This window comes from Fusicatenibacter sp., from assembly GCF_050872605.1.
Classification (GTDB): Bacteria; Bacillota; Clostridia; order Lachnospirales; family Lachnospiraceae; genus Fusicatenibacter.
Window position 1 is genome coordinate 63,385 of sequence record NZ_JBNMHD010000006.1, and the last position, 14,616, is coordinate 78,000.

9 protein-coding genes are annotated in these 14,616 nt (G+C 48.5%); 6 read left to right on the forward strand and 3 right to left on the reverse strand.

Features of this window, described 5'->3' with window-relative positions:
* Positions 1 to 94: 94 nt before the first annotated feature.
* Positions 95 to 2,710 carry a glycoside hydrolase family 3 protein gene (locus ACY2VT_RS03485; protein ID WP_461878891.1) on the reverse strand — a complete coding sequence of 872 codons (2,616 nt, stop codon included), beginning with the start codon at positions 2,708 to 2,710 and terminating at the stop codon, positions 95 to 97.
* Positions 2,711 to 3,031: 321 nt separating this feature from the next.
* Here ACY2VT_RS03485 and ACY2VT_RS03490 point away from each other — a divergent pair, with 321 nt between their 5' ends.
* Positions 3,032 to 3,436, forward strand: coding sequence for an amino acid-binding protein (locus tag ACY2VT_RS03490; protein ID WP_461874884.1), 405 nt, complete (start codon positions 3,032 to 3,034; stop codon positions 3,434 to 3,436).
* A gap of 74 nt (positions 3,437 to 3,510) precedes the next feature.
* On the opposite strand, the gene ACY2VT_RS03495 is transcribed toward ACY2VT_RS03490, so the two are convergent.
* Positions 3,511 to 4,890 carry an MATE family efflux transporter gene (locus ACY2VT_RS03495; RefSeq protein WP_461878892.1) on the reverse strand — a complete coding sequence of 460 codons (1,380 nt, stop codon included), beginning with the start codon at positions 4,888 to 4,890 and terminating at the stop codon, positions 3,511 to 3,513.
* 33 nt (positions 4,891 to 4,923) lie between these two features.
* Positions 4,924 to 6,246, reverse strand: a complete 1,323-nt coding sequence (locus ACY2VT_RS03500) for an APC family permease (protein WP_461878893.1) — start codon at positions 6,244 to 6,246, stop codon at positions 4,924 to 4,926.
* Positions 6,247 to 6,547: 301 nt separating this feature from the next.
* Here ACY2VT_RS03500 and ACY2VT_RS03505 point away from each other — a divergent pair, with 301 nt between their 5' ends.
* The 5 genes from ACY2VT_RS03505 (at position 6,548) to ACY2VT_RS03525 (ending at position 14,594) form a co-directional block, all read left to right on the forward strand.
* Complete coding sequence (locus ACY2VT_RS03505) at positions 6,548 to 8,083, forward strand: aminotransferase class I/II-fold pyridoxal phosphate-dependent enzyme (protein WP_461878894.1); 1,536 nt, start codon at positions 6,548 to 6,550, stop codon at positions 8,081 to 8,083.
* A gap of 431 nt (positions 8,084 to 8,514) precedes the next feature.
* Positions 8,515 to 9,252 carry an extracellular solute-binding protein gene (locus ACY2VT_RS03510; RefSeq protein ID WP_461878895.1) on the forward strand — a complete coding sequence of 246 codons (738 nt, stop codon included), beginning with the start codon at positions 8,515 to 8,517 and terminating at the stop codon, positions 9,250 to 9,252.
* Between the two features lie 2 nt (positions 9,253 to 9,254).
* A complete protein-coding gene (locus ACY2VT_RS03515; RefSeq protein WP_461878896.1) occupies positions 9,255 to 12,272 on the forward strand; it encodes an EAL domain-containing protein in 3,018 nt (1,005 codons plus the stop codon).
* Between the two features lie 286 nt (positions 12,273 to 12,558).
* The gene (gene bsh / locus ACY2VT_RS03520) at positions 12,559 to 13,551 is read left to right on the forward strand and encodes a choloylglycine hydrolase (RefSeq protein ID WP_461878897.1); all 993 of its coding nucleotides are present in this window, start codon (positions 12,559 to 12,561) and stop codon (positions 13,549 to 13,551) included.
* Between the two features lie 92 nt (positions 13,552 to 13,643).
* The gene (locus ACY2VT_RS03525) at positions 13,644 to 14,594 is read left to right on the forward strand and encodes a tRNA dihydrouridine synthase (protein ID WP_461878898.1); all 951 of its coding nucleotides are present in this window, start codon (positions 13,644 to 13,646) and stop codon (positions 14,592 to 14,594) included.
* The last annotated feature ends 22 nt before the right edge of the window (positions 14,595 to 14,616 follow it).

Here is a 14,616-nt window from a genome sequence, read left to right on the forward strand (position 1 = left end):
GTCACAGACTTGCCTCTTTGACCGTACAAAAAGCAGCCCCGCAAAGCCTTATGGTAAGGGTCTGCGGGGCTGCTTCTATGCTTTTTTTGATTTTTTATGCTTTTGTAACGGTAACTGCCTCTTCGAGATCGAACTGATCACCATATGGTTTGCAGTCATCATAGGCGAGGGACTGCAGAACAACATTCAGAATGCGGTATGCACAGGTCTGAAGCTGTCCAAGCGGCAGGGTTCCGTCTGCAACAGATGCTACAATTTCCTGACGGTTTCCTTCCTGGCCCGGCATCTGCAGATCATTTCCTGCAAGAACACATTCTCTTGAAGTGGAATGTCCGTATTTCAGGTTATATTTATAGGCAAACAGTCCGCTCATATCCTCTGAGGTTCCCCAGTCGGTCATAACATAACCTGCGAAGCCCCACTCATCTCTTGCTGCTGCCGTCAGAAGGTCGTGGCTGTTGGCAGTATGTACGCCGTTTACCAGGTTGTAGGAGGACATGATTGTCATCGGCTGTGCTGTCTTGACTGCGATTTCAAAGCCCTTCAGATAGATTTCACGCATTGCACGCTCGCTGATATGCTCATTGACATACATACGGTTGTCTTCCTGGTTATTGGCTGCAAAGTGCTTGATGCTGGTTCCGATTCCGGCATGGGACTGGATTCCTCTGGTATCGGCTGCTGCACACATACCTGCCACAAGCGGATCCTCGGAATAGTACTCGAAGTTTCTTCCGCAGAGCGGATTTCTGTGAATGTTCATGCCAGGCGCCAGCCATACGGAAATATGGAATTCTTCCATCTCTTTTCCGACGATATCGCCGCATTTCTGGATCAGATCCATGTTCCAGGACTGCGCAAGAAGTGCTGCTACCGGGATTGCAGTGCAGTACTGGAAGTATTCGATGCCGCCTTCCGGAACTTCAATTTTATTTTTGTTAAACGCATCTTCCAGCGTATTTCCGGAGGAAACCATTTTTCCGTCTGCGTCAACGACAAAGTGCGGAATCAGACGAAGGCCGGCCGGACCATCGGCAAGAATCGTATTGTAAATGCCTCTGTCTTCCAGAAGAATGGAAGTCGTATCTCCCGCTGCTCCAGGTGCCATATCGGAAGAAGATCCGATAAATCCTTCCTGACCAAGTCCGTCTGCAGTACCATTGCAAACGGCAGCCATCTCTTCTACGGTCAGCTGCGATACGAGATCTTTTAACGTTGCTTTTCCGCTCTTTACATCTGCTGCAGTCAGCTTCTCGCCCTCGTAAACCGGGAATGCTTCCGGTGTCTCACTGTATGTAATCGTTTCGGTCTTGATGCATTTGCTGCAGATATCAATCTGTTTTGCAGCTGCTTTCTCTTCTGCTTCTCCCTCATAGCTGTATGGGGTTACGCCAGCTTTGGAGAGTTCCTGCGGAGCGTCGTCTGCCGGGAAGAGGTTCTTTGCCTGAACAGTAACAACGGTCTCTTTGAGGTTCAGGGCAGCTGCGACTTTCGTTGTTCTGGAGCTATTGCCGACACGGATATAGTAGGTTCCTGCCTCGAGTACCCATGCTGCTTTCTTCTCATCGTAGGAAGCCATGGATCTGGTCGGGAAGGAAACGGTCAGGGTCTGGGACTCGCCTGGGGCAAGCAGATCGGATTTTCCGAATCCGCCGAGCTCCTGATACGGTTTCTCTACTTCTCCTTCCGGTGCGGAATAGTAAACCTGAACAACTTCTTTTCCGGCGAATTTGCCACCGATATTCTTTACGGATGCGGTAACGGTAACGTTCTCTGCGTCTGCCTCTACCTCTTTTACTTCCATCTCAAAATCGGTGTATCCTTTGCCGTAGCCGAAGCAGTAGTTCGGGGTTACGTTGAAGGTATCGAAATAACGGTAGCCGACATAGATGCCGTCATTGTAATACTCATCGTTGGTGTCGCCATTGTTGTGACTGAAGTTTTTGGAGGATGGATAGTCTTCATAGGAAGCAGCCCAGGTATCGGTCAGTTTTCCGGATGGAATACCTTTTCCAAGGACAACATCTGCAACAATGTTTCCGGTTGCATTTCCTGCCTGTCCTGCGAGAAGAATCGCGTTCAGTCCTTTGATTTTCTTTAATTCGGTGGTATCCACCAGGTTTGCAATATTTAAAATTAAAACGGTTTTCTCATAATGCTCTGCCAGATAAGCGATGTCTGCGAGCTCGTTTCTGCCGAGCAGATAATCGCACTCTCTGTCGTAGCGGTCTGCGCCCTCGCCGGAGTTTCTTGACAGAACGTAGATTGCGGTATCGGTGTCTTCTTTTTCGGTGATAGCCGGTACGTCAGGCTGTGCGAATACTTCGGAAAACATAACGGCAAAAATCGGAACGTGAAGCTCCTCTGCTTTTTTTGCCAGTTCTGCCTGGTATGCGGCCTGCGCGTCTGCGAGGACTTTGTCGTATTCATCGAGCCATTTACCGGTCAGGATTTCAAAACCGGCCTCTTTTAAGCCCTGTTCAATCGTGACAACCGTTCTTGTGTTAACGTCTCCGGAACCGGTACCCCCTTTTACCGTGTGGCGGACGCCGTTGCCATAAACTGCGACTTTTCCTGCACCGGCAAGCGGCAGGGTTCCGTCGTTTTCAAGAAGTGTCATGCACTCACCGGCCAGTTCACGTACCAGCGCGGAATGTTCTTTTTCTCTTGCAGATACTTCTCCTGTTTTTGATGCATAAAATGTAGCCATAATTCTAATACCTCCCAATGATAAATTCACATATATCGCTTATATTGTAGCGCATTTTTCGGCATTATGCAAAAGTTTTTTCGCCTGTTTTTTTATATTTCATCTGTATTTTGTGTATTTTCTCTTACAAACCGACTTTTCTGTCTTTTCCCCATCCATCGATTTCTTTTTTCATTTTTTGTATTGATGTTTTTATTCTATCAATTTTCTGCAAGCAATACACTTTTTTCATCTTTTTTCGTCTTCTTTTCCAAAATTCGTTGACGGGTTTGATTTTGGCAGTATAATAAAACCAGAAATCTATTTTAGGAGGCCCCAATTATGTTAAAACAAATTTCTATTTTCGCAGAAAATAAAAAAGGCACGATGCAGCAGATTACACAGATTCTGTTTGAAAATGACGTCAACATTTTAGGTTCCGTCAACAATGACAGCGCAGAGTACGGCATTGTCCGCATGGTCGTTTCCGATCCGGATAAAGCAGAGCAGGCGCTTCAGGCTGCCGGTTACATGACACGCCAGACAGATGTACTCGGTGTTGAAGTCGTCGATCAGCCGGGTAACTTAAATTCTCTTCTGAAAACACTGCTTGAGACAAATATCAGCATCGACTACATCTATCTCTCCTTCAACCGTGAGTCCGGCTGCCCGATCATGGTGTTCCATGTACCGGATGTGTACGAGACAGAAGCAAGCTTAAAGAGCAAAGGATATACTGTTCTTTAGAGCGTGTTTGAAAAAGACATCTGACGAAGTGATTTTTCACCTCCGCAGATGTCTTTTTTCTATATCTATATCATCTATTCTTTTGCTTCATCCTCAAACAGATGATCCCGCGTAATGTTCTTTGCCCACAATCCGCTCTTATACCGTTTCAGAACCCACGGCCATTTTACAAACTCATCTGTACACAGCAGGAAGTAGACCCAAAGAACCGGAAGCTTGAAGACAAACGCTGCAATAAATCCCAGCGGCACCGCATAGCACCACATATCAATCGTATCGCAGATCAGTCCGAACTTCGTGTCACCTCCGGCACGGAATACTCCGGCAATCAGCGTCGTATTGACAGCTGCCCCCATAATATAATAGGTGTTGATCAGCAGCATATATTTCAAATAATGCATCGCAGTCTCATTTAACGAAGCAAATCTCAGTACAAACGGCGTGATGACCAGTACAACCAGTCCGCCCACTGCTCCGGTAACAACCGTCAGCTTCAGCAGTTTCGATGCATATTCCTTCGCCTTTTCCAGATTTCCTTCTCCCATAACATTTCCAAGCAGAATACCGCCCGCACTTGCCACACCAAAGCACAGCACGGTTCCGATGTTTCTTACAACGACAACGAGCGAGTTTGCCGCTACCGCATCGCTTCCCAGATGGCCCAGGATCACAGAATACATCGAAAATGCAACGCCCCAGGAAAGATCATTTCCAAGCGCCGGAAGTGACAGCTTCACAAAATCGGAAAACAGCAGCTTGTTGCGGATGAACATGTACCGCAGATCGAGCTTGATATCCTTACTCGTAATCGACACAATCACGCAGCCGATCAATTCAATGACACGCGACATCGCCGTTGCGATTGCAACACCGGTTGCTCCAAGCTTCGGAAATCCGAAAAGGCCAAAAATGAAGCATGCGTTGAAAAATACATTCAGTGCGAATGCCATCATATTCATCGCCATGCTGATCGTCACACGGCCGAGGCTTCGAAGCACCGCAAGATAGACCTCCGTGATGCCCCAGCACAGGTAGGTAACACCCATGACACGCAGATACGAAGCACCGATCCGGATCAGTTCCGCATTATCTGTAAACAGACGCATCATCATCTGTGGCATGGTAAAAGCAATTCCTGCCACAACAACGGAGATGATGACGGAGAATCGAAGTGCGATTCCCTCGACAGTCTGAATTGCGCGCATATTGCCCTTTCCAAAGTACTGGGCACACAGAAGTGTTGCTCCTGTTCCCAGTCCGTAATAAACCATAAATAATACATTTGCATAGTTGGATGCCAGAGATACCGCGGAAATAGCGGACTGTCCCACGTAGTTCAGCATCACGACATCGGCAGAGTTAACTGCCGCGCTTAAAAGATTCTGAATCACAATCGGCAGAACCAGCTTAAAAATCTGGCTGTAAAAGCCCTGCTCTTTTGTTGTTGCCCTCATGTTTCTTCTCCATTTCTCTTCTTTTTCTCTTCTTTATTTGTCTTCTTTCTTTTCCTGTTTTGCCTTCACATACGGATATCGGACCTGCGTGTAAACAAACATCACCAGAATATAGATGCCGCATGCGATCGCCGCCGGAACGGTAAGATCCGACAGATTGACATACGAGGTTCCAATCATCAGAATGCCGATGAAAAACAGCAGAATGTGAAGTGTCCGCTTTTTCATACAAAACGCAGATTTCTGATACTCTTCCGGGAAAATATCCGGCAGACGCCAGCAGGCCAGCAGCACCATAAACTCCGTCGCCATATCGGTTCCGACACCCATGTTTGAAATCAATGTCAGATCCATTCCCGTAAGGATCGGAATGGCGCCCATCAGGAAAAATACCAACAGAAGGATCACCGGAACACCGTTTTTATTCTCCTCCGCAGTTTTTTCCGGCAGCCAGCCCTGTTTTGCGGCCGCCTGCAGTCCTCGTGTCACCCAGCTCAAGGTTCCGTTCAGGGTGGTGAGCAGCGCAAATACAGCACCGCCGAACACGAAAAACAGGTACAGCCAGGTTGGAAAAATCTCCTGCGCGACAAGGGTCAGGTTCTGAAATGCAACCGTTTCGACCGGAAGCACGCCGCCTGCCACAATACCGATCAGCACGTAGAATACAGCAACGATACTTGTGGAAAGCACGATAACCTTTGGAATCGTGCGGGACGGCTCCACGATATCGTCTCCGTTCTCCGCAACGAATTTTGCGCCTCCGCACGCAAAACTCAAAAGCGCTACACCTGTGAAAAAGTTCTTCGGACCGTTCGGCATCAGATTGGATACCGTCGGTGTCAGGGCATCCCAGCTCACTTTCGGCAGTCCGAATACAATAAATAAGAACAGGCTTAAAAGCAGCATCACAACCATGCCCTTCTGTACGAGTGCACTCGATTTCAGTCCGACGAGGTTGATGGCTGTACAGATGACAAGTGCCGCCATGGCCACAACCGCCTCATTGAACTGCGGAAAGATCGAGCAGAAATAGCTCGCAAAGCCTTTCGCGTACGTCGCGATCAGCACCTGGCTTAAGACGAACATCGCAATGTACATAAATCCGGCTTTTTCGCCCATCAGCCGGCGGATGTAGGTGAAACCGGCGCCCGACGACGGGATCGCGGATGTCAGGATAATGAACGGCACACAGGTGATGATGGCGAGGACTGCGCCCAATACAAACGCGGCCGCAATGCCGTGTCCCGTCAGACCGATGACGATTCCCGTCAGCACCATGATTCCTGAGCCGATGATCTGTCCGATCGCAAGTCCCATACAGTCAGAAAAATTCAGTTTTTTATGACCTTCCCCCATACATTTTCCTCCCTTTCTCTCCCTTTTCTATTGGCAGATTTCAACAGAAACGCATAAAATCCTATTTTTTATTCTACCGAAATCTCATCGTTTGTCAATTTGCAAAATGCGCAAGGTTTAACGTTTTACCTGTACAGAATAGACAAACATTATAATTGAACTTATTTTTTCTTCCGTTTTGAACTTTTCAATATTTTTTACAAATCCCAGCTTTTTCTATTGAACTTTCTTTCCACTCATGCTACAATAAGCACAGTTTTGAACTTTCTTTATTTTGCATTCTATTTTAAGGAGATTTTCTATGACAAATGAAACCTTTTCCGACCGTCTGAAACTGGCCATGCAGGCAAAACAGTTCAAGCAGGTCGATTTGATCCGAGCGGCCCAGCGGCGCGGTGTGAAGCTTGGAAAAAGCCATGTCAGCCAGTATGTCAGCGGAAAAACGGTTCCGCGCTCCGACATTCTTCACTTTCTGGCCGATGTGCTCCAGGTCGATCCCGATTGGCTGCTTGCAAAAGATTCCACAGTAAAATATACGGCAGATACGGTTTCCGATCCGTCAGGATCCTTTTCTGATCCATCTGCCGCTTTCATTTCCCAGACAAAAACAGGAGGTTCCCCTATGCGAGAATTTAAAAAATCATCGAAACTCGACAATGTCTTATATGATGTCCGCGGACCTGTCGTAGAAGAAGCGAACCGCATGGAAGCGTGCGGCACACAGGTTCTGAAACTGAACATCGGAAACCCTGCTCCATTTGGCTTCCGTACTCCTGATGAGGTCATCTACGACATGAGCCATCAGCTTACCGACTGTGAGGGTTACTCTCCTTCCCAGGGACTTTTCTCCGCAAGAAAAGCGATCATGCAGTACGCACAGTTAAAGAAACTGCCGAACGTTTCGATCGATGATATCTACACCGGAAACGGAGTCAGTGAGCTGATCAACCTCTGCATGTCCGCTCTTCTGGATGACGGGGATGAAATCCTGATCCCGTCTCCGGATTACCCGCTCTGGACGGCATGTGCAACGCTGGCCGGCGGAAAAGCCGTTCATTACATCTGCGACGAGCAGTCCGAATGGTATCCGGACATCGACGATATGCGGAAGAAAATTACTGACCGCACGAAGGCCATCGTCATCATCAACCCGAATAACCCGACCGGCGCGCTCTATCCAAGAGAGGTTCTGCAGCAGATTGTCGATCTCGCCAGAGAGCATCAGCTGATCATCTTTTCCGATGAAATTTATGACCGGCTCGTCATGGACTGTCTTGAGCATGTTTCCATTGCATCCCTCGCACCGGATCTGTTCTGTGTCACCTTCAGTGGTCTTTCCAAATCGCACATGATCGCAGGCTTCCGTATCGGCTGGATGATCTTAAGCGGAAATAAAGCTATCGCAAAGGACTATATTGAAGGACTCAAAATGCTTTCTAACATGCGTCTCTGCTCCAATGTTCCGGCCCAGTCCGTTGTCCAGACCGCTCTTGGCGGCCACCAGAGCGTCAACGACTACATCGTTCCGGGCGGACGGATTTACGAGCAGCGCGAATACGTTTACAAGGCATTCTGCGATATTCCGGGTATCACCGCAGTCAAACCAAAAGCTGCGTTCTACATGTTCCCGAAAATTGACACAAAAAAGTTCAATATCACAAACGACGAAAAATTTGCTCTCGATCTGCTGCGCGACAAAAAACTTCTGATCGTCCACGGCGGCGGCTTCAACTGGGGACAGCCGGATCACTTCCGCGTTGTTTACCTGCCGCGAATTGAAGTTTTAAAGGATGCGGTTGGAAAGATCACCGACTTCCTCTCTTATTATCATCAGTAAAATTCTGATCACTTTTTTTCACAGAGCTCCACCGGAAATACCACCTTTTCCGGCGGAGCTTTTTTCCTTTACCGGATTCTTTCCTGCTGCATTACACTTCACCGGTATCCGGCAAACGACAGATAACTTTTCGTTACTGTTCACTCAGCAGTGAAACACTTGCTGTTTCGCTGCGTAAGAAAGTGATTCAGGCGTGAGCAGCCCTCCTTTTGCGAAGCAAAACTTTAAATGAGGGCTGCGAATGTTACAGTTCGCTGGGAACCAGTGAACTGTAACAATTTTTCTGTTCCACGGCTTAATTTCGATTACGGCTCCTGTTCCTTTATGTTATAATTCTTTTAAATCAAGTCACAAAATTATAAAGTTTTTTAGATATCCTGGTCGGTGCCAGGCAACTCGGATGTACCATTTTTGATGTAAAAAACGGCAAAATGACGCTGCATTTTGATCACGATGTAATGCGAACGCTCTGGGACAACTATTACGTTCCGTTTATCAAAGGTTATTTTGCCGCTTCCGGTCACTTCCGCAGTGATGACATCAAAACCGGAAACATTCTTGCCTACGCCGGTTCCACTTCCAGTGCAACCTTCTTTCCGAAGCAGGTCGCCACCTCATATTCCGATGCTCACAGTATTTCCATGAAGGTTCTTCCCTGTCCGAAGTTTGCAGACGGAGAAGCTTATGCGGTACAGCAGGGTGCCGGTATGGTTGTCACACAGAACAGCGAGCAGGAAATCAAAGCGTGCGTAACCTTCCTCAAATGGTTTACCGCACCGGAAAACAACATTACCTTCTCCGTAGACTCCGGTTATCTGCCGGTTACAAAAGACGCCAACAACATGGCTGCCATACATCAGCAGTATCCGTCTCTTTCCGATTCCATAGACACGGTTCTGACCAAATCGATCCACGCCATCACCACAAACAGCCTCTACACAACCAAACCGTTTGAAAACGGAAATGAGGCACGCTCTGTTCTGGAGCATGCCATGAGTGACCAGGCTTCTGCTGACCTTCTCATTGTCCGTGACCGGATGGAGCAGGGACAGACACTCGAGGAAGCATCTGCCGAATTTCTGACCGATGACCACTTTGAAGCCTGGTACAGCAGCACACGTTCCACACTCTCAGCTTTGGTCGATCAGGAAACTCTGACAGGAGAATGACAATGAAAAAAAGAAAGAAAGAAAAAACAATTTTTCGGACGATCCTGTTCGCCATGCTTCTCGTACTCGGCATTGAAATTGTCCTTCTTGTTTCTGCCCTGTATCTTAGCAATGTCAGTACAAGACTGAACCAGAATGCCATGGATCTTCTCGACATGCAGACCAGCAACCGCGCCGATTATCTGGAAAACATACTGCTTTTCAACCAGGAGCTCTCCACGCTTTCTTCTTGTATCAACGAAAAAGCTTCGGAGCTCTCCGCTGCCCAAAAGCTGGATCTTTCCAGGATTGGAAACAGTTCCGCCGAGGCGCTTCCTCTTCTGGAAGAAATCAGTTCTGCCATGATTTCCACACTGCGCAGTAAATCCGTCACCGGGGTTTTCGTTGCCTTTACAACGGAGGAATTCTCAAAATCAAGTACGGTTTCCGCGATTCCGGGCATGTATCTGCGGGATCTGGATCCCACTTCCCCTGCTTCTGCAGCCAACGATGATCTTCTTCTGGAACGCTCTCCCATAGCGCTTGTCCGTTCCATGGGTATTTCCACAGATAAATCCTGGACAACTTCCTTTGACCTGACACAGAAGCCGGAAAGTGCTTTCCTCACACCGGTTTTTCTTGCCACATGGGCAGATCACGGTGCGCTGGACGCGGATAATTACGGTCGCTGGACGGTTTTGCCCTACACGCTTTCCGGGGATGACCGTCCTGCCATTGCCTACACAATTCCGCTTATCACATCCGACGGTACCATTTACGGCGTTGTCGGTATCGAGATGCTTGTCTCCTATCTGCAGTCGCTTCTTCCCTATTCCGAGCTGCAGAACGAAAGCAATGGAACGTACCTTCTCTTTTCCGCGTCTGCCGCTTCACTGAACAGCGATCCCCCATCCCAGATCATCTGCCGCTCAGCTGTCTGTTCCACCGGAAACGGTATGACGTTTTTTGAAGAGGAGAAGCAGGCATTTACGCTTAAAGAACATCCTGACGGTTCCTTCTGGCTGCGAAGTGACGGAAGTACGTATTACGTTTCCGTCACACCGCTTACGCTTTACAGCAGGAATGCGCCATTTTCCGATGAACAGTGGGCACTGGCCGGTACCGTAAAAGCATCAAACCTGTTTTATTTTTCCAGGCAACTGCTGCGTATTCTGATGACCGCCATTGTGTTGACTCTGTTCGTCGGACTCGTTTCCAGCCTGATCACCAGCCGTTTGCTGGCGCATCCTGTCTCCCAGCTCTCCGCAGAGGTGGCTGTCGCACAAAAAAACAGGGAAAAGCTGCCGACTCTCTCCCGCACGGGAATTCGCGAGCTCGATCAGTTTTCGCAGGCAATTACACAGCTGAGTCAGGATATTCTGACAACCTCCACAAAATTCCTGCGTATCATGGAAATGGCAAGCATTGAGCTTGGTGGCTATGAGATGCGTTTTGATCTCAACACGGTCTATGTCACAAAGAACTTTTTTTCCATGCTCAACCTTCCATCTGAAGATGTTTCCGGGCTTTCCACCCGGTATTTCCAGCAGATACTGCGTGAATTTGACCAGACACATTCTCATACCGTATGGATCGGGCATTCCAAGGTGTATGAAATTTCATGTTCCGACGGAACAATCCGCTACATCCGTATGGAGACCTCCCGCGAGGGCTATGCGCAAATCGGACTTGTCGAAGACTTTACCTCCGTTATGCTGGAACGGCTGCGCATGGAACAGGAGCGTGATTACGATGCATTAACCGGTCTCTACAACCGACGCGCGTTTCAGCGGGAAAGTGAGGCTCTTTTTGAGCATTCGGAAGTTCTCGGTCACGCTGCCCTTCTGATGATCGACCTTGACAATTTAAAACGCACCAACGATACCTTCGGCCACGACTGGGGCGATGCCTATATCCGGCAGGCAGGACAGTGTTTTATCTCCTCCGTGCCGGCTAAAACGCTCTGTGCCCGTATTTCCGGCGACGAATTTAATCTTCTGTTCTACGGCTACCAGTCGCAGGAAGAAATTCGGGCACTTCTGCAGAATCTTTCCCTTGCGGTTTCAAATACGGCTCTGGAGCTGCCAAGTGGTCGTAAACTGCCCCTTCGCCTTTCCGGCGGAGTTTCCTGGTATCCGGAAAACAGTACAGATCTGTCTACGCTGAAAAAATATGCAGATTTCGCAATGTACCAGGTAAAAAAAGCGGAAAAAGGGCACATTACCGAATTCGATCCGGAGCTTTTTACAAAAAGCGCAAAGGAAACCGAGATGCGCCGCCTGTTCCATAAAATGTTGAATGAAGAGCTGTTTACCTATTACTTCCAGCCAATTGTTTCCGCCACGGACGGCAGTATCTACGCCTACGAGGCGCTGATGCGCGGAAATCTCCCGGCACTTACCCGTCCGGATCAGATCCTGCAGCTGGCTCACGAGGAAGAGTGCCTGCATGAAATAGAACGTCTGACCATGTTTCTCTCTGCAAAATCCTATGCCACATTCCTCTCCACCCATCAGATACGCGGTGATGAGCTTCTCTTTGTCAATTCGATTGCAAGCCAATGCATGAATCACGATGAGGCAGTGGCTTACGTCGAACAATACAGCTTTCTTCAGGATCGGATTGTCATCGAAATCACAGAGGAGGATTCGCCGGATCTTACAGCTCTGCAGCAAAAACGTGAGATGCTGGGATTTTCCGGTGTATTTGCCCTGGATGACTACGGCAGCGGCTACAGCAATGAAAAAATGCTTCTGGAGCTTGCACCGGCGTATATCAAGCTGGATCTTTCCATCATCCGCGACATCGACTCCGATCCGGACAAGCAGCAGATCGTAGAAAATATTGTTTCCTATGCACATCAAAGAGGCATGAAAATCATTGCTGAGGGTCTGGAAACTCCAGCTGAGCTTTTGAAGGTACTGGAACTGGATGTGGATCTCCTGCAGGGCTATTTTCTTGCAAAACCGTCCGCTGTTCCGAAACCTGTCAGTGCAGAATCCGTTGCTGTCATAGAACGCTTCCGGAAGCATCTTGCGTAATTCCACCTCTTCCTGCAGCATCCTTTCAAATCACAGCATCTATGGCAGATCTGCTGCTTTGAAACAGGTACCGGTCAGCGGCCCGGAGCGTATCTGAGCAATCATCCCTCAAAAAACACCCATAGCAAAACCCTGCAAAAGCAGGGTTTTGTCTACACTCTGAGGATCCTGCAAGAGCAGGATTCTTTTTTATACTTTTTTCATATTTTTCTCCTGTTCGTTCCTCCGCTTCTGTGCTATGATACCTTACAGCAATGACAACCCGTCCATCGAAAGGAGTTTTTCTATGTGTACAGCAGCAACTTATCAAACACGCGACTTTTATATGGGTCGTACACTCGATTATGAATTTTCCTATGGCGACCAGATCACCGTCACACCTCGCAATTACCCGTTTTCCTTTCTTCATATGCCGTCCCTTTCCCATCACTATGCAATGATCGGCATGGCGTGTGTGATGGATGATTACCCGCTCTATTATGAAGCATTCAACGAAAAAGGGCTTGGTATCGCCGGCCTTAATTTTGTAGGAAATGCCGTTTATTTCGATCCGAAACCGGAGAAAGATAACATCGCGCAGTTCGAACTGATTCCGTGGATTCTCGGTACGTGTGCTTCACTTGCCGAAGTAAAAGAATCCCTCTCCCGTATCAATCTCATCAGCACACCTTTTAAAGAGAATCTTCCGCTCGCACAGCTTCACTGGATCATCGCAGATGCATCGGGCGCCATCACCGTGGAATCCACGGCGGACGGTCTGCATGTCTACGACAATCCGGTCGGCGTTCTGACGAACAATCCGCCGTTTCCAATGCAGATGTTTTCACTGAACAATTACCTGCATCTGTCACCGAAACAGCCGGCCAACACGTTTTCCAACCAGCTCGATCTTTCTACGTACAGCCGTGGCATGGGCGGTCTTGGACTGCCGGGCGACCTCTCTTCTGCTTCCCGCTTTGCGCGTGTTGCATTCGTAAAACAGAATTCGATTTCCGGGGATGGAGAAGCAGAAAGTGTCAGCCAGTTCTTCCATATCTTAAATTCCGTCGACCAGCAGAGGGGATGCTGTGAGGTGGCGGATGGAAAGTACGAAATCACGCTCTATACGTCCTGCTGCAATGCAACGCGGGGAATTTATTATTATACAACGTATGACAATCATCAGATTTCTGCGGTTGATATGCACCGCGAGAATCTCGATGGCGAAACCCTTTGCTGCTTTGCGCCGGTTACGGGCGAGCAGATTCATATGCAGAATGATAGCAATCCCGGAAAATAATACCAAAAATTCAGCACTGCCCTTTTTGCGTTATTCTCTGTTCTTGCTATCGTTCCTTTTCCCGACTATTTTTCGAAAGGATTTTCATCACTATGCAGTTTTATCTCGCCCCGATGGAAGGGCTGACCGGGTATGTGTACCGGAATGCTTACCACAAATATTTTCCGGCGGCGGACCGTTATTTCACGCCGTTTATTACAAATAAAAAAATGAGTTCCCGCGAACGGAACGATATTCTCCCGGAGCACAACGAAGGGATGACGGTGATTCCGCAGATTCTCACGAATCAGGCGGAGGATTTTCTGTCCCTGACAAAGGAGCTGAGGGAGTACGGTTACGATACCGTCAATCTGAACCTCGGATGCCCGTCCGGCACGGTTGTCGCCAAGCGGCGCGGCTCCGGGCTGCTCGCGTGGCCGAATACGCTCGACGCGTTTCTCGATGAGATTTTTTCGTCGTGCGACTGCCGCATCTCGATCAAAACGCGGCTTGGCACAACGGATACCGACGAGTGGGAGGATCTGCTTACGGTTTACGACAAATATCCGCTCGAGGAACTGATCATTCATCCGCGGATTCAGAAAGATTTCTATAAATTTACGCCGCGCATGGAGTGCTACCGGACAGCGTATGAGGCAAGCCGCCATTCGCTCTGCTACAACGGTGACATTTTCTCACCCGATGATTTTCAGAAGCTCTGCCGTGAGTTTCCGGACACGGAGAAGGTGATGCTCGGACGCGGGGTACTGCAGAATCCGTGGCTGATTGGGATGCTGCGCAGTGCAGATCCGGCAGGCGGCGAAGCCTCTGCTCCCGATAAAGAGCTGCTGCACGCGTTCTGTGAGGATCTCTGCGCCGGTTATGCGCGTGTGATTTCCGGGGATAAAAATGTGCTGTTTAAATTAAAAGCACTGTGGATTTATCTTGGAACGTCGTTTACGAATCCGCAGAAGTATCTGAAAAAGATCAAAAAGGCGAACCGGCTTGCGGAATATGAAGATGCGGTTGACGCACTGTTCCGGGAACAGGAGCTGATTTTCTAATCATTAACCGCACCACATAAAA

Excerpts from the sequence above, each read along its gene's own strand:
- ACY2VT_RS03485 (WP_461878891.1), bottom strand. The coding sequence starts at position 2,710 with ATGGCTACATTTTATGCATCAAAAACAGGAGAAGTATCTGCAAGAGAA.
- ACY2VT_RS03515 (WP_461878896.1), top strand. The coding sequence starts at position 9,255 with ATGAAAAAAAGAAAGAAAGAAAAAACAATTTTTCGGACGATCCTGTTC.
- ACY2VT_RS03510 (WP_461878895.1), top strand. The coding sequence starts at position 8,515 with ATGACGCTGCATTTTGATCACGATGTAATGCGAACGCTCTGGGACAAC.
- ACY2VT_RS03505 (WP_461878894.1), top strand. The coding sequence starts at position 6,548 with ATGACAAATGAAACCTTTTCCGACCGTCTGAAACTGGCCATGCAGGCA.
- ACY2VT_RS03525 (WP_461878898.1), top strand. The coding sequence starts at position 13,644 with ATGCAGTTTTATCTCGCCCCGATGGAAGGGCTGACCGGGTATGTGTAC.
- bsh (WP_461878897.1), top strand. The coding sequence starts at position 12,559 with ATGTGTACAGCAGCAACTTATCAAACACGCGACTTTTATATGGGTCGT.
- ACY2VT_RS03495 (WP_461878892.1), bottom strand. The coding sequence starts at position 4,890 with ATGAGGGCAACAACAAAAGAGCAGGGCTTTTACAGCCAGATTTTTAAG.
- ACY2VT_RS03490 (WP_461874884.1), top strand. The coding sequence starts at position 3,032 with ATGTTAAAACAAATTTCTATTTTCGCAGAAAATAAAAAAGGCACGATG.
- ACY2VT_RS03500 (WP_461878893.1), bottom strand. The coding sequence starts at position 6,246 with ATGGGGGAAGGTCATAAAAAACTGAATTTTTCTGACTGTATGGGACTT.